This window comes from Haloprofundus marisrubri (genome assembly GCF_001469955.1).
In the GTDB taxonomy this organism is placed as follows: Archaea; Halobacteriota; Halobacteria; order Halobacteriales; family Haloferacaceae; genus Haloprofundus; species Haloprofundus marisrubri.
In genome coordinates this window covers 46,303-67,176 of the sequence record NZ_LOPU01000016.1, presented here as the reverse complement: position 1 = coordinate 67,176, position 20,874 = coordinate 46,303, and the positions used below count along the sequence as shown (strand labels likewise).

Annotated in this window: 16 protein-coding genes; 8 read left to right on the top strand and 8 right to left on the bottom strand. The window is 65.0% G+C overall.

Going from position 1 to position 20,874, the window contains the following annotated elements:
* Window positions 1-24: 24 nt before the first annotated feature.
* Window positions 25-789: an enoyl-CoA hydratase/isomerase family protein gene (locus AUR64_RS03330; RefSeq protein WP_058580532.1), complete on the bottom strand. Its 765-nt coding sequence runs from the start codon at window positions 787-789 to the stop codon at window positions 25-27.
* Between the two features lie 124 nt (window positions 790-913).
* Between AUR64_RS03330 and AUR64_RS03325 the strand changes: the two genes are divergently transcribed.
* Together AUR64_RS03325 and AUR64_RS03320 are read left to right on the top strand one after the other, a co-directional pair.
* A complete protein-coding gene (locus AUR64_RS03325) occupies window positions 914-2,128 on the top strand; it encodes an acyl-CoA dehydrogenase family protein (protein WP_058580531.1) in 1,215 nt (404 codons plus the stop codon).
* 4 nt (window positions 2,129-2,132) lie between these two features.
* Window positions 2,133-3,125 (top strand): LLM class flavin-dependent oxidoreductase, encoded by a 993-nt coding sequence (locus tag AUR64_RS03320; protein WP_240479574.1) that lies wholly within the window; start codon window positions 2,133-2,135, stop codon window positions 3,123-3,125.
* A 12-nt stretch (window positions 3,126-3,137) separates the two neighbouring features.
* On the opposite strand, the gene AUR64_RS03315 is transcribed toward AUR64_RS03320, so the two are convergent.
* Window positions 3,138-3,911: an SDR family NAD(P)-dependent oxidoreductase gene (locus AUR64_RS03315; RefSeq protein WP_058580530.1), complete on the bottom strand. Its 774-nt coding sequence runs from the start codon at window positions 3,909-3,911 to the stop codon at window positions 3,138-3,140.
* On the bottom strand, window positions 3,908-5,506 hold the full coding sequence (locus AUR64_RS03310; protein WP_082230564.1) for a class I adenylate-forming enzyme family protein: 1,599 nt from the start codon (window positions 5,504-5,506) through the stop codon (window positions 3,908-3,910). Before AUR64_RS03310 ends, AUR64_RS03315 begins: the two co-directional genes overlap by 4 nt.
* Window positions 5,507-5,622: 116 nt before the next feature.
* Here AUR64_RS03310 and AUR64_RS03305 point away from each other — a divergent pair, with 116 nt between their 5' ends.
* Window positions 5,623-6,804, top strand: a complete 1,182-nt coding sequence (locus tag AUR64_RS03305; RefSeq protein WP_058580529.1) for an iron-containing alcohol dehydrogenase family protein — start codon at window positions 5,623-5,625, stop codon at window positions 6,802-6,804.
* A gap of 39 nt (window positions 6,805-6,843) precedes the next feature.
* Here AUR64_RS03305 and AUR64_RS03300 read toward each other — a convergent pair whose 3' ends face one another.
* Window positions 6,844-8,415 (bottom strand): AMP-binding protein, encoded by a 1,572-nt coding sequence (locus AUR64_RS03300; protein ID WP_162265523.1) that lies wholly within the window; start codon window positions 8,413-8,415, stop codon window positions 6,844-6,846.
* 78 nt (window positions 8,416-8,493) lie between these two features.
* Here AUR64_RS03300 and AUR64_RS03295 point away from each other — a divergent pair, with 78 nt between their 5' ends.
* Window positions 8,494-8,949, top strand: coding sequence for a MaoC/PaaZ C-terminal domain-containing protein (locus AUR64_RS03295; protein WP_058580527.1), 456 nt, complete (start codon window positions 8,494-8,496; stop codon window positions 8,947-8,949).
* Between the two features lie 110 nt (window positions 8,950-9,059).
* Window positions 9,060-9,530 carry a hypothetical protein gene (locus AUR64_RS03290; RefSeq protein WP_058580526.1) on the top strand — a complete coding sequence of 157 codons (471 nt, stop codon included), beginning with the start codon at window positions 9,060-9,062 and terminating at the stop codon, window positions 9,528-9,530.
* A gap of 130 nt (window positions 9,531-9,660) precedes the next feature.
* On the opposite strand, the gene AUR64_RS03285 is transcribed toward AUR64_RS03290, so the two are convergent.
* From AUR64_RS03285 to AUR64_RS03275, 3 genes are all read right to left on the bottom strand, one after another.
* Complete coding sequence (locus tag AUR64_RS03285; RefSeq protein WP_058580525.1) at window positions 9,661-10,128, bottom strand: MaoC family dehydratase; 468 nt, start codon at window positions 10,126-10,128, stop codon at window positions 9,661-9,663.
* A gap of 4 nt (window positions 10,129-10,132) precedes the next feature.
* The gene (locus AUR64_RS03280) at window positions 10,133-11,200 is read right to left on the bottom strand and encodes a phosphotransferase family protein (RefSeq protein ID WP_058580524.1); all 1,068 of its coding nucleotides are present in this window, start codon (window positions 11,198-11,200) and stop codon (window positions 10,133-10,135) included.
* Window positions 11,201-11,285: 85 nt separating this feature from the next.
* Window positions 11,286-11,996 carry an HAD family hydrolase gene (locus tag AUR64_RS03275; RefSeq protein ID WP_058580842.1) on the bottom strand — a complete coding sequence of 237 codons (711 nt, stop codon included), beginning with the start codon at window positions 11,994-11,996 and terminating at the stop codon, window positions 11,286-11,288.
* Window positions 11,997-12,196: 200 nt separating this feature from the next.
* On the opposite strand from AUR64_RS03275, the gene AUR64_RS03270 reads away from it, so the two are divergent.
* Window positions 12,197-13,858, top strand: a complete 1,662-nt coding sequence (locus tag AUR64_RS03270) for a long-chain fatty acid--CoA ligase (RefSeq protein ID WP_058580523.1) — start codon at window positions 12,197-12,199, stop codon at window positions 13,856-13,858.
* A gap of 63 nt (window positions 13,859-13,921) precedes the next feature.
* Window positions 13,922-15,163: an MFS transporter gene (locus tag AUR64_RS03265; RefSeq protein WP_205628367.1), complete on the top strand. Its 1,242-nt coding sequence runs from the start codon at window positions 13,922-13,924 to the stop codon at window positions 15,161-15,163.
* Window positions 15,164-15,180: 17 nt separating this feature from the next.
* On the opposite strand, the gene leuS (AUR64_RS03260) is transcribed toward AUR64_RS03265, so the two are convergent.
* Window positions 15,181-18,090 carry a leucine--tRNA ligase gene (gene leuS / locus AUR64_RS03260; RefSeq protein WP_058580521.1) on the bottom strand — a complete coding sequence of 970 codons (2,910 nt, stop codon included), beginning with the start codon at window positions 18,088-18,090 and terminating at the stop codon, window positions 15,181-15,183.
* A gap of 128 nt (window positions 18,091-18,218) precedes the next feature.
* Between leuS (AUR64_RS03260) and leuS (AUR64_RS03255) the strand changes: the two genes are divergently transcribed.
* Window positions 18,219-20,864 (top strand): leucine--tRNA ligase, encoded by a 2,646-nt coding sequence (leuS, locus tag AUR64_RS03255; protein ID WP_058580520.1) that lies wholly within the window; start codon window positions 18,219-18,221, stop codon window positions 20,862-20,864.
* Window positions 20,865-20,874: the final 10 nt, after the last annotated feature.

The window sequence follows — 20,874 nt, the reverse complement described above, 5'->3', positions numbered from 1 at the left end:
CGGTGTCGGGGCGGACGCCGCCGACTACTCGGCGAACTCGGGGTCCCGATTTTCGAGAAACGACAGTGCTCCTTCGCGGGCATCCGGTCCCGAGAAAAGGTAACCCAGCCCGTTTCGCATCGCCTCGTCTTCACCGGGAAAGCGCAGCGAGGCGTTGAGCCACGTCTTCGTCGTCTCCAACGACGCGGGCGAGGACCGCTTGAGCGCCGCCACGATGTCGGAAACGGTATCCTCGACTTCGTTTTCGTCGACGGCTCTGGCGAACAGTCCCCACTCCACGGCTTCCTCCGCGCCGAGTTCGCGACCGGTCAACGCGAGGTCCGCGGCGCGCTGTCGCCCGACGAGACGGGCGAGTCGCTTCGCGCCGTAGAAGGGATACGCGCCGATGCGCGTCTCCGGGAGTGCGAAGACGGCGTCGCGCGGGACGACGGTGAGGTCCGCCGAGATGAGGAGTTCGAAGCCGCCGCCGTACGCCGACCCGTTCGCCGCAGCGACGACGGGCACCGGTGAACGTTCGACAGCGCCGAAACAGCCGAGGACGGTGTCGGCGAGTTCGCGGGCGTCCCGGGGATTCTCGATGTCGGCCAACGACTGGATGTCGTCGCCCGCACAGAACACGCGGCCGCTACCGGTGAGCACGACCGCGCGAGCGCCGTCGTCGTCGGCGCGGTCGAGTCCGTCAGCGACGGCGTCCCACATCGGGAGCGTCATCGCGTTCAGTTTCTCGGGTCGGTCGAGTCGTATCGTACTCACGCCGTCGGCGAACTCGTAGGTGACGTGTTTCGTCATGTGGTGACAACCCGCACAGAAGTCGATAGTTCGTCCGGTTCCGGAAAAGTCGTCGGTCGTGTCTCAACGTCATGGAAATCGCCGCGGTGAGAGAGCTTTTAGCACAGAACGCGCATGAACGATTATGGAGTACGACGATTCCGAGCAGGCGGAGGCCGTCGCGGCCCGGGTCCGAGAGTTCGTAGACGAGACGGTCATCCCCGTCGAGCGTGAGCTACTGGGCGATGGGCCGGTGAGCGAGGAGCAACTCGCCGTCCTACAGGAGGAAGCCCGCGAGCGCGACATCTACGCGCCGCAGATAAGCGAGGAGTACGGCGGGATGGGCATGCAGTTCCGCGACGTGCTGCCGGCGTTCGAGGAGGCCGGCCGGAGCCTGTTGGCCGCGCCCGCCATCCGCGTCGACGCCCCCGACGAGGGGAACATGCACACCTTCGAACTCGTCGCCACCGACGAACAGAAAGACGAGTGGCTCCGTCCGCTCGTCGCCGGGGAGGTTCGCTCGGGATTCTGTATGACCGAACCGATGCAGGGCGGCGGGTCGGACCCGAAGATGCTCAAAACCGAGGCCAGAAAGGATGGCGACGAGTGGGTCATCAACGGCCACAAGTGGTGGACGACGAACGGGTTAGAAGCCGACATCTTCCTCGTGATGGCCCGCACGGACTTCGACGCCCACCCTTACAGCGGCTGTTCTATCATCCTCGTTCCCGCCGACACGCCCGGCGTCGAAATCGAACGCGGGATTCCGCACATGGCCGACGGCCTGCTGGGAACGAGTCACGCGGAAATCAAGTTCGAGGACGTCCGCGTCCCCGTCGAGAACCTGATGGGTGAGGAGAACGAGGGGTTCTCCATCGCACAGCAGCGTCTCGGCCCCGCGCGACTCACCCACTGCATGCGCTACTCGGGGATGGCTCAGCGCGCACTCGACGTGGCGAAAGCCTACACCAGCGAGCGACAGGCGTTCGGGTCGCCCGTCGCCGAAAAGCAGGCGATTCGCTTTGCCGTCGCAGAGGCCGAAACCGAACTCCACGCGGCGCGCTGTATGGTCCGCCACGCCGCCGACCGAATCACGGCCGGCGACGAGGCCAGAATCGAGGTGTCGATGAGCAAGCTCTACGCCTCGAACGTCGTCCAAGACGCCATCGACACGGCGATGCAGATGTGCGGTGCGAACGCCGTCGGCGAGGACCTGCCACTCGCGGACTTCTACCAGAACGTCCGGCAGTTCCGCTTCGTCGACGGCGCGGACGAAGTCCACAAGCGCGTCATCGCCCGCGACGCGTTTTCGGAGGTCGACGACTCGGAACTGGAGAACATCGCGCGGTACGGGGAGTAGGCCCGTGTCGACGTCGACGCCGCTGGGTCTGCTGCTCCCGGACCTCTCGGAGAAATCGCCGGTGTCGGTCGCCGAGCGCGCCGAAGAGTGGGGGTACGACGCCGTCTGGGTGAGCGAACTCTGGGGAACCGACGCGTTCGTCCAACTCACCGAACTCGCCACCCGAACCGAACGAATCGACCTCGGCACCGCCATCGTCAACGTGTTTTCGCGCTCGCCGGCAGTCATCGCCATGGCCGCGGCGTCGGTCGACCGACTCGCGCCGGGGCGGGTGACGCTCGGCGTCGGCGCGAGCACGCCCAAGGCCATCGAGGACCTCCACGGCATGGAGTACGACAACCCCGTCCGCCGCATCCACGAGACGGTCGAACTCGTCAAATCGTATCTGAGCGATGCGGACGCCGTCGACTACGAAGGGAAACTGTTCGACACCGCGGACTTCCCGGGGCTCGACGCCGAGATTCCGGTGTTCAACGCGGCGCTCGGCCCCGCCAACCGTCGGGCGACCGGTCGCGTCTGCGACGGCTGGATTCCCCACAATATCCCGTTCGAGACCCTCGACGACGCGTTCGAGGTGGTCGCCGACGCGGCGCGAGAACGAGGACGCGACCCCGAAGAAACCGCCGTCGCGCCGTACGTTCCGGCGGCCGTCTCCGACGACCAGACCGAGGCGTACGACGCCGTCCGCGGCCACCTCGCGTACTACGTCGGCAGCGGCGAGGGCTACCGACGCGCCGTCGCCACCGCGTTCCCCGACGAGGCCGACCGGGTCGCCGAGGCGTGGCGAAACGGCGACAGAGCGGCCGCCAGCGACGCCGTCACCGACGAGATGGTCCGCGCTCTCGGCGTCGCCGGAACGCCCGACGAAGCAACCGAGCAGTTGGAGACGATTCTCGACTTGGAACTGCTTGACCGGCCGATGCTCACCGTGCCGCGACAAGCCGACGACGACCTGACGCTGGAGACTATCGAGGCGCTAGCCCCCGAAAATCGGTGAGTTTCTGACCTCTCAACGAGCGGTCCACCCGCCGTCGACGGCGAGACACGCACCGGTGACGTAGCTGGCGGCGTCGCTGGCGAGAAAGACCACGGGACCGGCGAGTTCTTCGGGGTCGGCGAAGCGCGAAAGCGGCGTTCGGTCGATTATCGACTGTTTGAGCGTCTCGTTTTCACGTACTTCTTCGGTGAGGTCGGTGGCGACGTACCCGGGCGCGACGACGTTCGCACGAACGTCGGGAGCCCAGTCGAGCGCGATGCTCTTCGTGACGCCGACGAGACCGTGTTTCGACGCGACGTACGGATGCTGGCGCGGCAAGCCGACGAGGCCGCCGACGCTGGCGACGTTGACGAGCGACCCGCCGTCGCTCTCGGCGAGATACTTTGCGGACTCCTGTGCACAACGAAACGCGCCGCCCAGATTCACGTCGAGAACGAACTCGTAGCCCTCGGTGTCGACGTCCTCGGGTCGGCCGAGTGCGGCGGCCGGGTTGACGCCGGCGTTGTTGACGACGACGTCGACGCCGCCGAAGGCGTCGGCCGTCTCCTCGAACAGGGCGTGGATATCGTCGTCGTCGGTCACGTCGGTCGGCGAAACGAGGCTGTCGACGCCGTAGGATTCGATTGTCTCGGCGGCCGCTTCGACGTCCGATTCGGTCCGAGAGGTCGGAACGACCGTCGCACCGGCGGAGGCGAGTCCCTCCGCGATGGCGAGGCCGATTCCGCGCGTCCCGCCGGTGACGACGGCGACGCGCCCGGAGAGGTCGAAGGAGTCGAGTGCGTTCATCGGTCGGCCTCCTCGGACGCGCTGCTCAAATCGGAATCAGAACCGGAGCCTGAATCGGACTCGGATTCGGACTCACGGTCCCAGTGACTCAGCTCTTCTTCCTTCTCGCGCGTCCGGAGTTTCTGTTTCTGTATCTTCCCGGTCGGCGTGTACGGGAACTCCTCGACGAACTCGATATAGCGAGGCACTTTGAACGATGCGAGATGCTCGCGGCACGTCTCGACGACTTCCGCCTCGGTCAACTCGTGGCCCTCCTTGACGCGGACGAGCGCTTTGACGACCTCCGTGTAGAACTCGTCGGGACTCGGGATGACCGCCACTTCGTCGACGGCGTCCAACGCTTTGATGACGCCCTCGACTTCGTACGAGGAGATGTTCTCGCCCGCTCGCCGGACGATGTCCTTCTTGCGGTCGAGAAAGTAGACGAAGCCGTCCTCGTCGAGTTTGCCGTAGTCACCCGTGTAGAACCAGCCGTCGTGAACGGCTTCGGCCGTCTTGTCGGGTTGGCGGTGATACCCCGCCATCAACGCCGGGCAGTTCTGGATTATCTCGCCTTTCTCACCCAGCGGGACCGGGTCGCCGTCGTCGTCGACGACTTTGATTCGCTTTTCCGCCGGTGGGAGGCCGATACTGCCGATGCGTCGCTTCTCGGGGTCGGTCGGATTGAGCATCAGAAGTGGGTCCTCGGTGAGCGAGTAGCCTTCGACGACGCGCAGGCCGAAGCGCTCCTCGAACGGTTCGATGAGTTCCGGCGGCGTCCCCGCCGAGAAGACGAGGTCGACCGGGTTCTCCGAATCATCCGGTGATTCGGCGACGTTGTCGAGCATCTTCAGCATGCTTCCCATCGCGTTGAACTCCGTTACGTCGTGTTCGCGGCACCAGTCCCACCACCGCGAGGAGGAGAAGCGCTCGTAGACGACGACTTCCGCGCCCGCCGCCGCCGCGCCGAGCGTCGAGTAAATTTGGGCGTTGGCGTGAAACAGCGGCAGCGCAGTAAACAGCGTGTCTTCGTGGGTGAGGCCCATCCGTTTCTGGAAGTCGATGGCGCTGAGCGTCCAGTTTTCGTGTTGGCACTCGACGGCTTTCGGCGGCCCCGTCGTCCCCGAGGTGTACATGTGGAGGCCGACCGAGGTGTCGTCGCCGTCGTGGTCCGTGATTTCGGTCGACTCGTCGGCCGCGAGCGCCGGTAGCGACTCGTAGTCGCCGACGGCTTCGGTCGTCAGGATTCGCCCGACAGAGGTCCCCTCGACGGCTTTTTCGGCCACGTCGAGAAGGTCCGGCGTCGTGACGAGCAACTCCGGACGCGAGAGTTCCAGCGAGTGACGCAGTTCGTCGGGTTTGTACTCGGGGTTCGACGGCGCGGTGACGCCGTCGAGGTAGCCGTTTGCGAACATGAGAAACAGAAACTCGGGGCAGTTCGGCAGGAAGACGCCGACAGCGTCGCCCGCCTCGACGCCCAACGACGACAGCGCGTTCGCGTAGCGCTTCGACTCGGCGGCCGTCTCCTCGTAGCTGTATCCTGTCTCTGGAAACGTCAGAAACGGCTTCGCCGGCGTCTTCTCCACCCGGGCTTCGAGCAGTGCTTCGATGCGCATTCGTGGCCGGGGGTACGTCCATCGCCCACATGTAGATTGTTATTCGTGAACATTTGTCTCAGGCGGTAATCACGACCCCAGTCAACACTTATCACAGTTCGGCGTCCGGCAGTCGTATGGTACGCGAACACCAGTACGAGGCCGCTCGGTTTCTCTGGGGCGAGGGAGCGATAGAACGGATGGGTGAGGTTCTCGCGGCGGCGGGCGTCGACCGGGCGATGGTCGTCTGCGGCGAACACGTCGGGGCGAACGAGGAACTGATGGACAGCGTCGAGAACGCCCTCGGCGACCGACACGTCCACACCTACACCGGCGCACGGGGGGATACGCCGCTCGGAACGGTCGAAACCGGCGTCGAAACGTTCGAGCAACACGACGCCGACGGCCTCGTAAGCGTCGGCGGCGGCAGCGCCAGCGACACCGCGAAAGCCATCTCGGTGTTCGCGGCCGAGGAGGGGAGAACACTCCACGAGATGAAGACGCAGACGACCGACGACGGCGAGTCACACATCCCGGACCTCCCTGCCCCGAAGACGCCCGTTTTCGCGGTGTCGACGACGCTGTCGGCCGCCGAGGTGTCGAACATCTTCGGCGTCACCGACGAGAAAGCGGGTGACAAAGTCGTGATTCTCGACGAGAAGATTCGACCCCGCGTCTGCGTCTACGACCCGGCGGCGACGGCGACGACACCCGCCTCGACTATCGCCAGCACGGGGATGAACGCGCTCGACCACGCCGTCGAGATTCTGTACTCCGACGGCCACGCCGAGAACCCCTTCTACCAAGCGACCGCCGAGAAAGCCATCGACCTGCTCGTGACGAACCTCCCTGCCGCCGTCAACGACCGTGACCCAGAGGCGCTCGCGGCCGCACAACTCGGCGCGGGTCTCAGCGGGTTCGGCATCGTCGGCGGCATCAGCATCAACCACGGCATCAACCACCCGCTCTGCGCGCGCCACCCCGTCTCCCACGGCGACGGCAACAGCATCCTCCTCCCCCACGGCATCCGTTTTACCTACGACGCAGTCCCCGAGCGGATGGCGCGTCTCGCGGGTGCGCTGGGCGTCGAAGTCGAGGGCGGGAAAGCAACGGACGAAGCAACGCTGGAGGCGATGTGCGACGTGGTTCGGGAGTTACAGGAGGAGATAGGCGTCCCGTACCGCCTGCGCGACGTGGGCGTCGACCGCGACGATTTCGAGGCGATGGCCGAGATTGCGGCGCACGACTCGGCGATGGCGAACAATCCGAAACGCGTCACCGCCTCCGATATCGTCGCGCTCCTCGAAGCCGCGTGGTGAGGTGTGAAGTGGTGTGATGGCGACGCTGCGCGAATGCCCTCAGATGCGGCGCTCCTCGCCCTCCCAGTACTCCTCGCGGAGTTCGGTTTTGAGCACTTTGCCGTAGGAACTCCGCGGAAGTTCGTCGACGATTTCGACCGTCTTCGGTTTCTTGTACGCCGCCAGCGACTCCGCACAGCGCGTCTCAACCTCTGCAGCGAGCGTCTCGGCGTCGATTTCCGCATCCGGTCGCGGTTCGACGATTGCGGACACCTTCTCGCCCCAGTAGTCGTCGGGGACGCCGATGACCGCGGCGTTCGAGACGGCGTCGTGGCCGATGACGACTTCCTCGACTTCTCTGGGGACGACGTTCATCCCGCCGGTGATTATCATGTCCTTCTTGCGGTCCATGATGTAGAGGTAGCCCTCGTCGTCTCTGCGGCCGATGTCGCCGGTGTGGAGCCATTCGTCCGAGAACGCCTCCGCGGTTTTCTCGGCGAGATTCAGATACCCCGGCGTGACGTGCGGTCCGGTCACCACGACTTCGCCGGGTTCGCCCGGCGGGACTTCCTGACCGCCGTCGTCGACGAGTCGGACGTGAGCGATATCGACTTCGCGTCCCGCGGAGGCGAGTCGGTCGCTCTCGCCGTCGAGCGCCCGCCGGTGGTCTTCGTGGTCGAGCAGCGTAATCAGCATCGGACACTCCATCTGGCCGTACGACTGGACGAACACGTCGCCGAAGCGCTCCATCCCCTCGGCGAGTCGGGCGGCGCTCATCGGCGACCCCGCGTAGTAGACGTTCTTCAGCGAACTCGTGTCGCGGCCGCCGTCGTAGTTGTCGAGGAGTTTGTACACCATCGTCGGCGCGACGAAGACGGTGTTGACGCCGCGGGATTCGACCGCGTCGAGGAACCGGTCGGGCGCGAACCCGTCTTCGAGGTGGTTGGTCCCCGCCGAGAGAACCGTGGATTCGACCAGAAACCCGGAGCCGTGTGTTAGCGGCGCGGCGTGCAGCGTCACCTCTCCTTCCGCTTGGTCGAGGGCGTCTCCCAGCGCGAGCGCCGTCGAGAGCCACGTGCCGTGGGTGTGCTGGACGCCCTTCGGTCGACCCGTCGTCCCCGAGGTGTACATCACCGCGCAGGGGTCGTCCAAGGAGACGTCGGCGGGGCGGTCGGTCGGGTCGGCGTCGAGAAGCGAGTCGTAGGCGTGTGCGTTCTCGCCCCACGTTTCGGGAATCCTTTCGCCGTCGCCGACGACCACCGTCGCTCGCGGCGACGCTTCCATCTGCTCGCAGTGGTCGGCGAACGACGCCTCCGTTACCAACAGTTTGGCATCGGCGTCGTCGACGAGCATGTCGTGTTCGCGGGGCGTGAGCATCGAGTTCAGCGGGACTTTGCTCGCGCCGAGTCGATAGAGCGCGAACGACGTTTCGACGAACGCGGCGTGATTCCTCGTCAGCAGTGCGACTCGGTCACCGCGTTCGACGCCCAGTTGGGCGAATCCGCCGGCGAGTCGCCTGACTCGGTCGGCCAACGCTTCGTAGCTACGGTCGCCGTCGACGCCACGCCCAGACAGCGCAACGGCGTCGGGATGGTGCCGCGCCGTTCGCTCCAGCATGCGTTCGAGATTCATGCTATCTGCTAGCATAAATCGTGTATAAATCTTCCTGCGAGCGAGAAGTTATGTGGGGTGTTCGCGTACCGCAGGCCGATGTCAGGGCCAGTTCGGTACTACGACGACCTCTCGGTCGGCGACACGTTCGAGACCCGCGGACGCACCATCACGGAGACTCACCTCGTCACCCACGCCGGCAACACCGGCGACATGAACGAACTCCAGATGAACGCCGCCTACGCCGCCGACACCAAGTTCGGCGAGCGACCGGTTCACGCGCCGCTGACCTACTCGGTGATGGAGGGTCTCATCACGAGCGACTTCCGAAACGAGGCCTCGAACGTCTGTTATTATGGCTTGGACTCGATGCGGATTCTGGCGGCGACGTTCGTCGGCGACACGATTACCGTCCATCGGGAAATCGTCGACAAACGCGACAAATCACCGGGCGGTATCGTGACGTTCCGCGACGAGGTGACGACCGACGATGGGCGGACGGTGTTGGTCTGTGAGACGCTAGAGTACATTCGGAAACGGCCCGAGGGGGAGTGAGCGGTTCTCTCGACTCTCGGAAGTCGCATAGTTGAGCGGGCTGTGTACCCTCTCTAACTGAGGGCGATTGGACGATAACTATCTATATTTAGAGTATCAAATATGTCGGTGTGAACGAGTTTCGCACGGTCTCGGGGGTATGCACTATCACCGATGACTCGATAGAAATCGAAGAGAGTCTGCGAGGTCAGTTGGAGACGGCGTACTACGTGAATAAACTCTATTTCTACCTGCTCGTAGTGTACGTTCCGTTGTTTTCGCTCTATGTGGTTTTCACACAGGAGAGCGGCGTCGTCCTGTTGCTGGGAATGGTGTTCACACTGTCTGTGTTGGTTTACCTTTATCTGCGGATAACACACGGATTCGGCACGTCGGGTGAAGACGAGATACCCATAGACAGTGTAGTGTCCGTCGAAGCGAGAGAGAAGGTGTTGACGGCGGCACTCAGTATCAACTACCGAACAAACGACTCGATACGTGAGCGAATGATATTGGTCCCGAAGTCGCTGTTCAGGAGTTCTTCCGGGGAACTCGAAAAGGCGGTCGATGCGTTCGATAGCAGGGGTATCGAGACTGCCTGAAAGCATCTAATCGATGAATGATGGAACGAAGATTGGTCACTTCTGGTGGGCTTAGCTCGAAAGCAAGGGTTCGACCCGCCTATTAGCAGAATTCAGAATGTCGAATCAGACAGCCTCAGCCGTAGCCAATTCACTCCTCACTCGCCGACCGCCGCCCGAAGAAACTCGTGATTCGCAGCGTCAACACCGTCTCCTCGTCTTGATTCGAGACGGTCTGCTCGACGGTGACGAGACCACGGTCGGGTTTCGACGCCGACGGCCGCTTTTCGACGATTTCAACACAGACTGAGAGCGTGTCGCCGGCGCGGACCGGTGCGAGGAAGTTCGCCTCCTCGATGCCCGTCCCGCCCATCACCGACGTGCGTGCGTAGAAGTCGTCGGTCGCAAGGCGGTTGGCGAGTGCCATCGTGTGCAACCCGCTGGCGACGAGTTCGTCGAAGACCGAGTCCTCGACGGCTTCGGCGTCGACGTGGAACGGCTGGGGGTCGTAACGGTCGGCGAACGCGATGATTTCGGCGCGGGTCACGGTGCGCCCGCCCGTCTCGAACGTGTCGCCGACGGCTAACTCCTCGAAGTGCAGCGTCTCGGTCGGACTCATTCGCTCACCACCCTTCCGACCCCTCGATGACGCTCTCCGCGTACGCGACGAGTCTCGGCGTCCCCTCGTCCATGGCGGCGTACAGCGGGTCGTCGCTGTCGCCCGCGAGATGCCGAGCGTAGAACATCTCACAGACCGCCGCCAGTTTGTACGTCGCAAGCGCCAGATAGAACGTCGAGTGGTCGACGGCGATACCCGACTGCTCCTCGTAGCGCGCGGCGAGTTCGCGGCGGGTCGGATACCCCTCCCGCGCCGTGAACGACGGCATCAGTTCCGGAATCGGGGGTTCGTCATCGGGGTCGTCGTGCCAAAAGAGGAGCATCCAGCCCAAATCGGAGAGTGGCGCGCCGAGCGTACAGAGTTCCCAGTCGACGATGGCACCGATTTCCGGCGGCGTCCCGGGCGCGAGGATGACGTTGTCGAGTTTGTAGTCGCCGTGGACCAGTGTGTGTTCGGGCGAGTCGGGCACGTTGGCTTCGAGCCACGACTCCACTTCGTCGCGGCCGGGGAGGCCCTCCGGGCGCTCGGTCCGCCCGGCGGCCCACTGCATCTGCTTTCTCCAGCGGTCGACCTGCCGGTCGAGGTAGCCCTCCGGACGGCCGAACTCGCCGAGTCCCACGGACTCGAAATCGAGGGCGTGAATCGCCGCAAGCGAGTCGACGAGTTCGTGGCCGAGTTCGGTCCGGTGTTCGGGAGTCGCAAGGCGCTCGGGTTCGTCGAGGCGGACCACGTCGCCGTCGACACGCTCCATGAGGTAGAACTCGCCGCCGATTATCGAGTCGTCCTCGCAGTACAGTACCGTCGGCGGGACCGGAACGTCCGTTCTCTGCAAGGCGTCCATCACGCGGAACTCCCGGCCGACGTCGTGGGCGGTGTCGGCCGTCTCACCCGGCGGCGGCCGCCGCAACACGAGTTCGCGGTCACCCCACGTGACGAACAGCGTTTCGTTGGAGTGGCCCTCTTGGTGCCATTCGACGGCGAACGTCTCGGTGTCGCCCAGTTCCGAGGCGAGATACGTCCGGAGTCTGCGCTCGTCGACGAGTCGGTCCTCGTATCGTCGCTTGTTGGTCATCGGTAGCAGTTCACGAACAATCGTCTAAACTTCATCGCCGGCGGCAGAGGAGCCGACATCGGACAGGAGTCGTCGGTTCCGTGGCTCAGCGGTCAACGCCGACGATGTCGAGAATCTCCCGTAGGTCGGTGACCCGATAGTCGACGGCGGGACCGTTCTCGGCCCCGTACGCGACAGTCGCCAGACCGGCGTCGGCCGCACCGGCGATATCGTGTTCGTAGCGGTCGCCGACCATCAGCGCCGTCTCCGGTGACGCGTCGGCGGCCGCGAGCGCCGCCTCGAACATCGCCGGGTCGGGTTTCGTCCAGCCGACCGACTCGGAGGTCGTCACCGAGTCGAACGCGTCCGCGAGGCCGAAAGTATCGAAGATGAGTCGCGCTTCGGCCGTATCGATGTCGCTGACGACGCCGACGTGGAGGTCGGTTTCGCCGAGGCGTTCGACGGTTTCGACTGCACCCGGATTCGGCCGCAACGTCTCCCGCTGGACGCGGTAGAACAGCGGTTCCCATTCGTCCGTCGGAACCGACTCGCCGACGACGGCGGCGACGGCCTGTTCGTAGGCGACGCGCGAGGACCGGAACTCGGTCCCCTCGCGCTCGTGGAAGTGACGACCCACCTCGCTTCGCCACGTCTCCAGCGCCTCGTCGATGGGCAACGAGAGGTCGTACGTCTCGACGAGCGTCTCGGCGAACCGGCGGTGCGAGTCGCGTGCGGAGTCGACGTCGAGGAGAACGCCGCCGATATCCCAGAAGACGGCCTGCCAGTCGGTGTCGCCGGATTCGTGGCAGTCACCGATGTCGGCAGCTGCCGCAGTTCCGTCTCCGCCGTCGATATCGCCGCTGTCGTCGTTCACGCCACCGGCTTGGCGAGCGGCCGCGATGAATCCTCCGACGAGGCTATCGAGGCAGCGCTCCGAGAGTGAGCGGGCGACCACCGACGAACCCTACCGGTGCCAACAGAACTAATGGGGGTGACTACCGTCTGTCACGGTAGATTATGTCATCCACGGAGCTGACCCTTCGACCGTTCTTCTGGCGTGCGACGAAGCTCTTCCCCGAGAAGGAGGTCGTCTCTCGGGGTCCGGACGGGATGACCCACTACACGTATCGGGAGTTCGGCGAGCGGGCGCGGAAACTCGCCGGCGCGCTGTCGTCGCTCGGCGTCGAACCGGGGGACCGCGTCGGAACCGTGGGGTGGAACACCCACCGCCACTACGAGGCGTACTTCGCCATCCCGTTGATGGGCGCGCAGTTGCACACCATCAACGCGGTCCTCCCCGACGACCACGTCGAGTACATCGTCGAGGACGCCGGCGACGAGGTGTTGCTCGTCGACCCCGGCGAACCGTTCGAGACGATAGAGCGACTGTGGGACCGCTTCGACGGCGTCCGCGAACTCGTCGTGATGGACGACGAGGTTCCCGACACCGACCTCGACTGCGTCACCGACTACGAGTCGTTCGTCGCCGACGCCGACCCCATGGAGTGGCCCGGCCTCTCCGAGGAACAACCGGCGGGGATGTGCTACACGTCGGGGACGACGGGCAAGCCGAAAGGCGTCGAGTACACCCAGAAGATGATGTACAGTCACTCGATGATGGTGGCGACGCCGTCTGCGCTCGGCGTCGACGAGAGCGACGTGGTGATGCACGTCGTCCCGATGTACCACGTCAACTCGTGGGAACTGCCGTTCTCGGCGGCGATGGCGGGCGCGAAACAGGTGTATCCGGGGCCGTCGCCGGACGCCGAGACGCTCGCGCGACTCATCGAAGAAGAGGAGGTGACGCTCACCGCGGGCGTGCCGACGGTGTGGATAAATCTGCTCGACTACCTCGACGACCACGACGCCGACATCAGCAGTCTCGAACGCATCGTCGTCGGCGGCAGCGCCGCTCCGAGCGCCGTGATGCGCCGCTTCGAAGACGAACACGACGTCACCATCGAACACGCGTGGGGGATGACCGAGACGATGAGCATCGGCAGCGTCTCGCGGCCCAAGACAGGGATGCGCGAGTGGGACCGCGCCGAGCGCTTCGAGAAGCGGACCAAACAGGGACTGCTCTCGCCGGGGATGGAGATGAAACTCGTCGGCGACGACGGCGAGGAAGTGCCGTGGGACGGCGAGGCCGCCGGCGAACTGTACGTCCGCGGCCCGACGGTCGTCTCCGAGTACTACAATCGACCGGAGGCCAACCGCGGAAGCTTCGAAGACGGCTGGCTGAAGACCGGCGACATCGCCGTCGTCGACGAGGACGGCTACCTCGAACTCGTCGACCGGGTGAAAGACGTCATCAAGAGCGGCGGCGAGTGGATTTCGAGCATCGAACTGGAGAACGCGCTGATGGAGCACGACGACGTGCTCGAAGCGGCGGTCATCGGTGTGCCGCACGAGCGCTGGCAGGAACGACCGGTCGCCTGCATTCAGCCGAAACCGGAGGCGTCGCTCACCGGCGACGACGTGCTCGCGTTTCTCGAAGAGAGCTACCCGCGGTGGTGGCTTCCCGACAACGTCGTGTTCGTCGAAGAGGTGCCGAAAACCGCGACTGGAAAGTTCGACAAGAAACGACTCCGGGACCAGTACGGCGACGCCGACCTGCCGCACACACCGGGTGGGAGCGAGAAGGCCGACGGCGAGAGAAACGACGGCGCCGACCGGTGACGATGGAAGCGAGAGCATCACTCGACCCCTACGAACGCGCTGACCGTCTGGAGGTGTGACTCCGTGTACTCGTGGGTGAAACGGTCGGCCGTCTACTACGGCTGGTTCGTCGCCTTCGCGTGCTTTCTGGGTTCGACAGTCGTTTTCGGCGTCTCGTACTCCTTCGGCGTCTTCTTCGACCAGATGCTCGCCGAGTTCGGGCGCTCTCGCGGCGAGACGTCGCTCATCTTCGGCGTCCAGACGTTCGTGATGTACGTCGGCGCGGCCGTCGTCGGCGGGTTCGTCGACAGATACGGCACGCGTCCGCTGCTTCTGGCGTCGATGGGCTTTCTCGCCGTCGGGTTGGGTGGCTTGGCGCTGAGCACGTCGTTTCTCCAAGTACTCCTGTTCTACGGCGTCGTCACCTCGCTGGGGCTGAGCGTCGTCTACGTCGTCGCCTTCGCCACGGTCCCGCGGTGGTTCGAGCGCCGCCGCGGGTTCGCCGGCGGTATCGCCAGTTCGGGAACGGGCGTCGGCATGCTGGTCGCCACGCCCGCCGCGTCGGCACTCATCGTCGCTGTTGGCTGGCGCTGGACGTACGGCGTGTTCCTCCTCGGGGCGCTTGCGATGCTGGCCGTCGCCGCCGTACTCGTCGCCGACAGTCCGCGCCGCCTCGACATCGACGCCAAGGTGGAGTTCGACGGCGGTGCGCCCCTCGAACGGGAGGTGCTGCCGTGGCGGACGCAGTTTCGAGAGACGGTCGCCGTCGCGCGGACGCCCGCATTTCTGCTCGTTCTCTTCGGATGGGTGTTCATCTACGCGTCGCTGTACGTCGTCTTCGCGCATCTCGTCGTCTACACCGCCGACGCGGGACTCGGCCGCGGCGTCGGTGTTTTGGGGCTCACCCTCGTCGGCGCGGCGACGAGCGTCGCCCGCCTCGGTATCGGCGGCGTCGCCGACAGACTCGGCCGGTCACAGGTGTTCGTCGCCTGCTCGGCGACGATGGGACTGTCCACGATGGTGCTGGCGATGACGGAGTCCGCAGCGGCGGTGTACGTCTTCGCACTCGTCTACGGGACGGCCTACGGTGGCAACGGTGCGCTGTTGTCGCCACTCACGGCGGACCTGTTCGGTGCCGACAACATCAACGTCGTCTTCGGCCTCGTCTCGGTTTCGTTTGCGATTTCGGGGCTTTTGGCCCCTCCTTCTGCAGGACTCGTCTACGACGCGTTTGCGAGTTACGCGCCCGCCTTCGCGGTTTCCGGGGCGCTCGGCGTCGTCGGCGCGGCGATGGTCGGCGTCGCCGACCGGTTGACGGGGGCCTGACTCGTCGCCGACTCCAGTTACTCGATGTGAATCGCCGGGCGGAACGGCACCGCCGCAGAGGCTCTGTCGCCGGGGTCGTAGGCGTCCTCGCCTTCGACGTACAGTTCGACGTCGGCGTCGAACTCGCGGGCGAGGAACTCCGTCGTCTCCTCGTACGTCGCGTACTCGTCCATCTCGGCCATCGCGTCGACCGAGTCGTCGTCCTGTCCCCGCGTTACGTCGACGAGGTCTTGGACCAGTTGGTTCACTTCGTTGCCTTTCTCGCGCAGGTCCGGGTTCTGCATCACTCGGCCCATCACCGCGCCCACGTCGTCGCCGGCGTCGGCGACGTCGTCAGACGGAGTCTGACGGGCTGCCAGACGCTGTCTGGCAACGACGTCGAACACCTCGCGCTTCCAGTCGGCGGCGACGTACACCCGAACCACGTCGGGGTCCGTTTCGGTGACGCCGACGATGTCGTGCACGTCGTCGGTCAGGCGCTCGATTTGACGCTCCTGCAGTTCGACGTCCGGGCGAATCAGACTCTCGTCGACGTCGGGCCACGGCGCGTCTTCGGCGGCGGTACCGGTCAACTGTTCGTGGAGTTCGTTCGCCATGAACGGGACGAACGGAGCGAGCAGTCGCAGACGCGTCTCCAACACTTTCCGCAGGGTCCAGCGTGCGCCCGGTCGCTCGGTGTCGGTCCGGCGGCGATACCACCGGAGGTTCTCCTCGAAGCCGTAGAAGGCGGCCTGACTCGCACTCCGGGTTTCAGACGTTTCCATCGACTCGGTGACGCTCTCGACGGTGTCCTGCAGTTTCGACAACAGCCAGTGGTCGATGTGCGTCAGTTCTTCGTCGCCTTCGGGGCCGTTTATTAGCTCCTGAGCGCGGTTCCAGAATCGATCCAACTGGTTGCGGACGCTCTCGACTTGGTCGTCGCGCCAGTCGTAGTCCTGCCACGGTTCCGCCGAGTTGAGCAGGAAAAAGCGGACGGTGTCCGCGCCGTACTTCTCGATGGCGGTGCCGGGGAGGACGACGTGACCCTTCGAGGAGGACATCTTCTCGCCTTCCAGCAGCCCCATCCCCATCACGACGATGCCCTGCGGCCAGTTCGGCTGGTCGAACAGCTCGGCGTGGTGGAACAGGTAGAACGTCAGGTGGTTCGAGATGAGGTCGTTCGCGGAGAACCGGTAGTTCACCGGGTACCAGTAGTCCCACTCCTCGCGCAGTTCCAGCGCGCGCTCGTCGGGGTCGTCGGTCGCCTCTGCGCCGTAGAACAGCGTGTCGAAGAACTCGCGGGAGAGTTCGTCGACCGGCACGTCCTGCAGACGGTGTGCCACCGTGTAGTAGGACATGTAGATGGTCGAATCCGACAGCGGTTCGATGACGAAGTCGGTGTCCCACGGCAGGCGCGTCCCTAATCCGTAGTTGCGGATGCAGGGCCACTCGTTCAGCCAGTCGATGGTGTGGTCGTACTCGCCGCGGGTGTTCTCGGGGATGGCGTCCATCCCGTCGACGACTTCCTTCGTCTTCGCCTTCCACGCCTCGTCGTTGTAGCGCAGGAACCACGTGTCCTGCTCGGCGACGACGACGTCGCCACCGCAGCGACAGATGACCTCCTCGGAGAACTCGTACATCGTGTCGAACGCTCCGGAGTCGCGGTAGTCGTCGCGGAACTGGTCGCGGATGTCTTCGACGATTTCGCCCGAATACTCGCCGTACATGTCGAGCATCGCGCCGCTGTGAAACTCCGTGTTGTACAGTTCCTTCGTCGCCTCCGCCAGCGCCGGGTCGTCCGACGACTCGATGCCCCGAGATTCGACGGCGACCTGTGCGGGAATCTCGCCGTAGTCCTCGATTTCCAGAATCGGAATCGGGTCGATAGCCGTCACTTCCGCGGGGTCGATACCGTACTGCTGCAGGCGCTCGGTGTCGGCTTTCGCCTCCTGCAGCGCCACGAAGTCGTCCGGCGAGTGCGCCGGGACGGACATGACGACGCCCGTCGCGTTGTCGGCGTCGACGAACGAAGCAGGCAGCACCAGCACCTCGTCGTCGGTGATGGGGTTCGTGACGCGCGCGCCGACGAGTTCCTCGCCGCTGACCGTCTCGTGGACCGCTACCTCGTACGCCTGCAGACGCAGTTTCTCCGCGGCTTCGGCGGAGACGAACCACGATTCTCCATTTACGTCGGCGACGACGTACTCGGCGTCGGGGTCGATGTACGCGTTCGTGACGCCGTGGACGGTTTCGGGTCGCAGCGTCGCCATCGGGGCGACGACGGTTTCACCGTCTCGCTCGAACGAAAAGCGGACTAGGGTGTACTCTTGGTACTCGGCGGTTTCGCCCTCCAAGAGGTCGTGGGTCGTCACCGGTTGCCGCTCGTTCGTGCAGTACTTCACCGGGTGCAGACCTTTCTCCAGCAGGCCGCGGTCTTTCAGCGTCTCGTACTGCCAGGTGATGAACTTCGAGTAGCGGTCGTCGTTGGTCGTGAACTCACGACGCCAGTCGACCGACAACCCCAGCGACTTCATCCCCTGCTTGTAGTGCTGTTCGATGAAGTGGCGGGCGAACCCCATCGGCGTCTCCAGTTCTTCGAGGGTGTCCTCGGGGACGTTGTACGTGTCCTTCAGGACGCTCAGTTGCGTCTCTTCGCCCTTCTTCAAGCGCTCGACTGCGCCGATGATTGGCGTGCCGGTGACGTGCCAGCCCATCGGGAACAGGACGTTGTCGCCCTGCTGTCGTCGATACCGGGCGTACACGTCGGGGACGGTGTACGTTCGGGCGTGGCCGATATGCATCCCGCCGCTGGGATACGGATACGGCACGGTGATGAACGTCGTCTCCTCGTCGTCGGGGGCGTCCGCCGGGTCGGCCTCGTACCGGCCCGTCTCGGCCCAGCGCTCCCGCCAGCGCGCTTCGAGTTCCTGCGGGTCGTAGTCGCTCATATCGGAGTCCAGACGGGCGAGGGTAAAGAACTGCGTGCTCCTCTCAACTGCCGTACAAAAGTGGACACTGGCAGATAGCAACCTATAGAAGTTCGACAAGAGAACGTTGCGGCAACGCGGTTTCTCAAATGCAAGCGCAAGACCACTACGACCACACGGAAATCGAGCAACGGTGGCAGGCGGCGTGGGCCGAGGCGGACGTGTTTCACACGGACGACGACGCCGAGGACCCGACGTACGTCTTGGGGATGTACCCGTACCCATCGGGGAAACTCCACATGGGCCACGTCCGGAACTACACCATCACCGACGCCTACGCCCGGTATCGACGGATGCGCGGCGACAACGTACTCCACCCGATGGGGTGGGACGCGTTCGGCCTCCCCGCCGAGAACGCCGCCAAGGAGCGGGACACGAATCCCCGCGACTGGACGCTCGACTGCATCGCGACGATGCGCGAGCAGATGGAGTCGATGGGGTTCGGCTACGACTGGGAACGCGAGGTCACCACCTGCGAACCCGACTACTACCAGTGGAACCAGTGGCTGTTCGGCCGCTTCCACGACGCCGGACTCGTCGAACGGCGCGACGCCGAGGTGAACTGGTGTCCCTCCTGTGAGACGGTGCTGGCCGACGAGCAAGTCGAAGGCGAGGCCGAACTCTGCTGGCGCTGTGACACGCCCGTCGAACAGCGCGAACTCTCGCAGTGGTTCCTGCGAATCACCGAGTACGCCGACGAACTGCTCGACGACATCGACGAACTCGACGGTTGGCCCGCCTCCGTTCGCCAGATGCAGCGTAACTGGATTGGCCGCCAGCACGGCACTCGCCTCACGTTCGAGGTCGAAGACCACGGTTCCGTCGAGGCGTTCACGACCCGCGCCGACACCGTCTTCGGCGCGACGTTCTTCGCGCTCGCTCCGGACCACGCCATCTCACAGGAACTGGCCGCAGAGGACGACACAGTCCGACGGTTCGTCGAGGAGGAAGCCGACCCCGAGGGCGACGAACCGAACGGCGTCGAAACCGGTCTGACCGCGACGAATCCCGTGACGGGCGCGGAACTCCCCGTCTTCGTCGCCGACTTCGTGCTGTCGGACGTCGGCACCGGCGCGCTGATGGGCGTCCCCGGCCACGACGACCGCGACCACGCCTTCGCCGAGAAGATGGGCGTCGACATCCGTCCCGTAGTCGCCGCCGAATCCGAGGAGGGAGACGCGGCTGCACCCGACGTGAGCGAGACGGCCTACACCGAAGACGGCGTGCTCGTCGACTCCGGCAAGTACAGCGGCCTCGACAGCGAGACCGCCCGCGAGCGCATCACCGAAGAGACCGAGCGCGCCGAGTTCACCACGCAGTACCGCCTGCGAGACTGGGGTATCTCCCGACAGCGCTACTGGGGAACGCCGATTCCGGTCGTTCACTGCGACGACTGCGGCCCGGTACTGGTCCCCGAGGAGGAGTTGCCCGTCGAACTGCCCGAGTTCGTCAACACGACCGGCAACCCGCTGGACGCCGCCGAGGAGTGGAAGCAGACGGCCTGTCCCGACTGCGGCGGCGACGCCGTCCGCGAGACAGATACGATGGACACGTTCGTCGACTCCTCGTGGTACTTCCTGCGCTACGTCTCGCCGGAACTCGTCGACGCCCCGTTCGACGTCGACCGAGCCAACGACTGGATGCCGGTCGACCAGTACGTCGGCGGCATCGAACACGCCGTGATGCACCTGCTGTACAGCCGGTTCGTCACGAAGGTGCTCGCCGACACCGAGGGACTCGACCACCGCGAACCGTTCTCGAACCTGCTGGCGCAGGGGATGGTCCAACTGGAGGGTGAGAAGATGTCGAAGTCGAAGGGCAACGTCGTCTCCCCGCAGCGTATCGTCGAGGAGTACGGCGCGGACACGGCGCGACTGTTCATGATGCAGGCCGCCCAACCCGAACGGGACTTCGACTGGAGCGAGGAGGGCGTCGAGTCGAGTCACCGCTACTTGCAGCGACTCGCGCAGGCGGTCCGGACGTTCGTCGAGACCGAGTACGACGGCGCGAACGACGAGACGGCAGCCTACGTCGAACGGGATATCGACGCCACCGTCGCAACGGCCCGCGAGGAGTTCGAGTCGCTGACGTTCAACACCGCGCTCCGCGAGACGCGGGAGTTGACCTCGTTGCTCGCACAGTACCGCGAGACGGAGTCACCGCACGGTCCGACCGTCGAACGTGGCCTCCGCACGGTCGTCAAACTGCTCGCTCCCGTCGCACCGCACGTCTGCGAGGAACTGTGGGAGACCCTCGGTGGCGACGGGTTCGTCGTCGAGGCCGACTGGCCGAGCTTCGAGGGCGACGCCGCGGACCTCTCGTTGGCGCGCCGGCTGGTCGAGAACACGCGGTCGGACGTTCGCCACATCGTCGACGTCGCCGGCATCGACGACCCCGAGCGCGTCGACGTCGTCGTCGCTGCGCCGTGGAAGTTCCGCGCGCAAGACCTCGCTCGTGAGTCCGACGCCCCAAACGTAATCAGCGAACTGATGCAGGTCGACGAGATTCGCGCGCAGGGTGACGCCGCGGCAACGTTCGGACAGGACCTTCAGGAAGAGCGACAGTCGCTGCCTGCGACACTCTCGGCGGAACAGGAGCGCACCGAACTGGAACGCGCCGCATGGCTCATAGAACGGGAGTTCGACGCAGAAGTACGCGTTCTCGGCGCTGAGGAAGCCGACGACAGCGTCGCACGGAAAGCGAGTCCCGGTCGACCGGCGATTCACATCGACTGAGCGCCGGAAC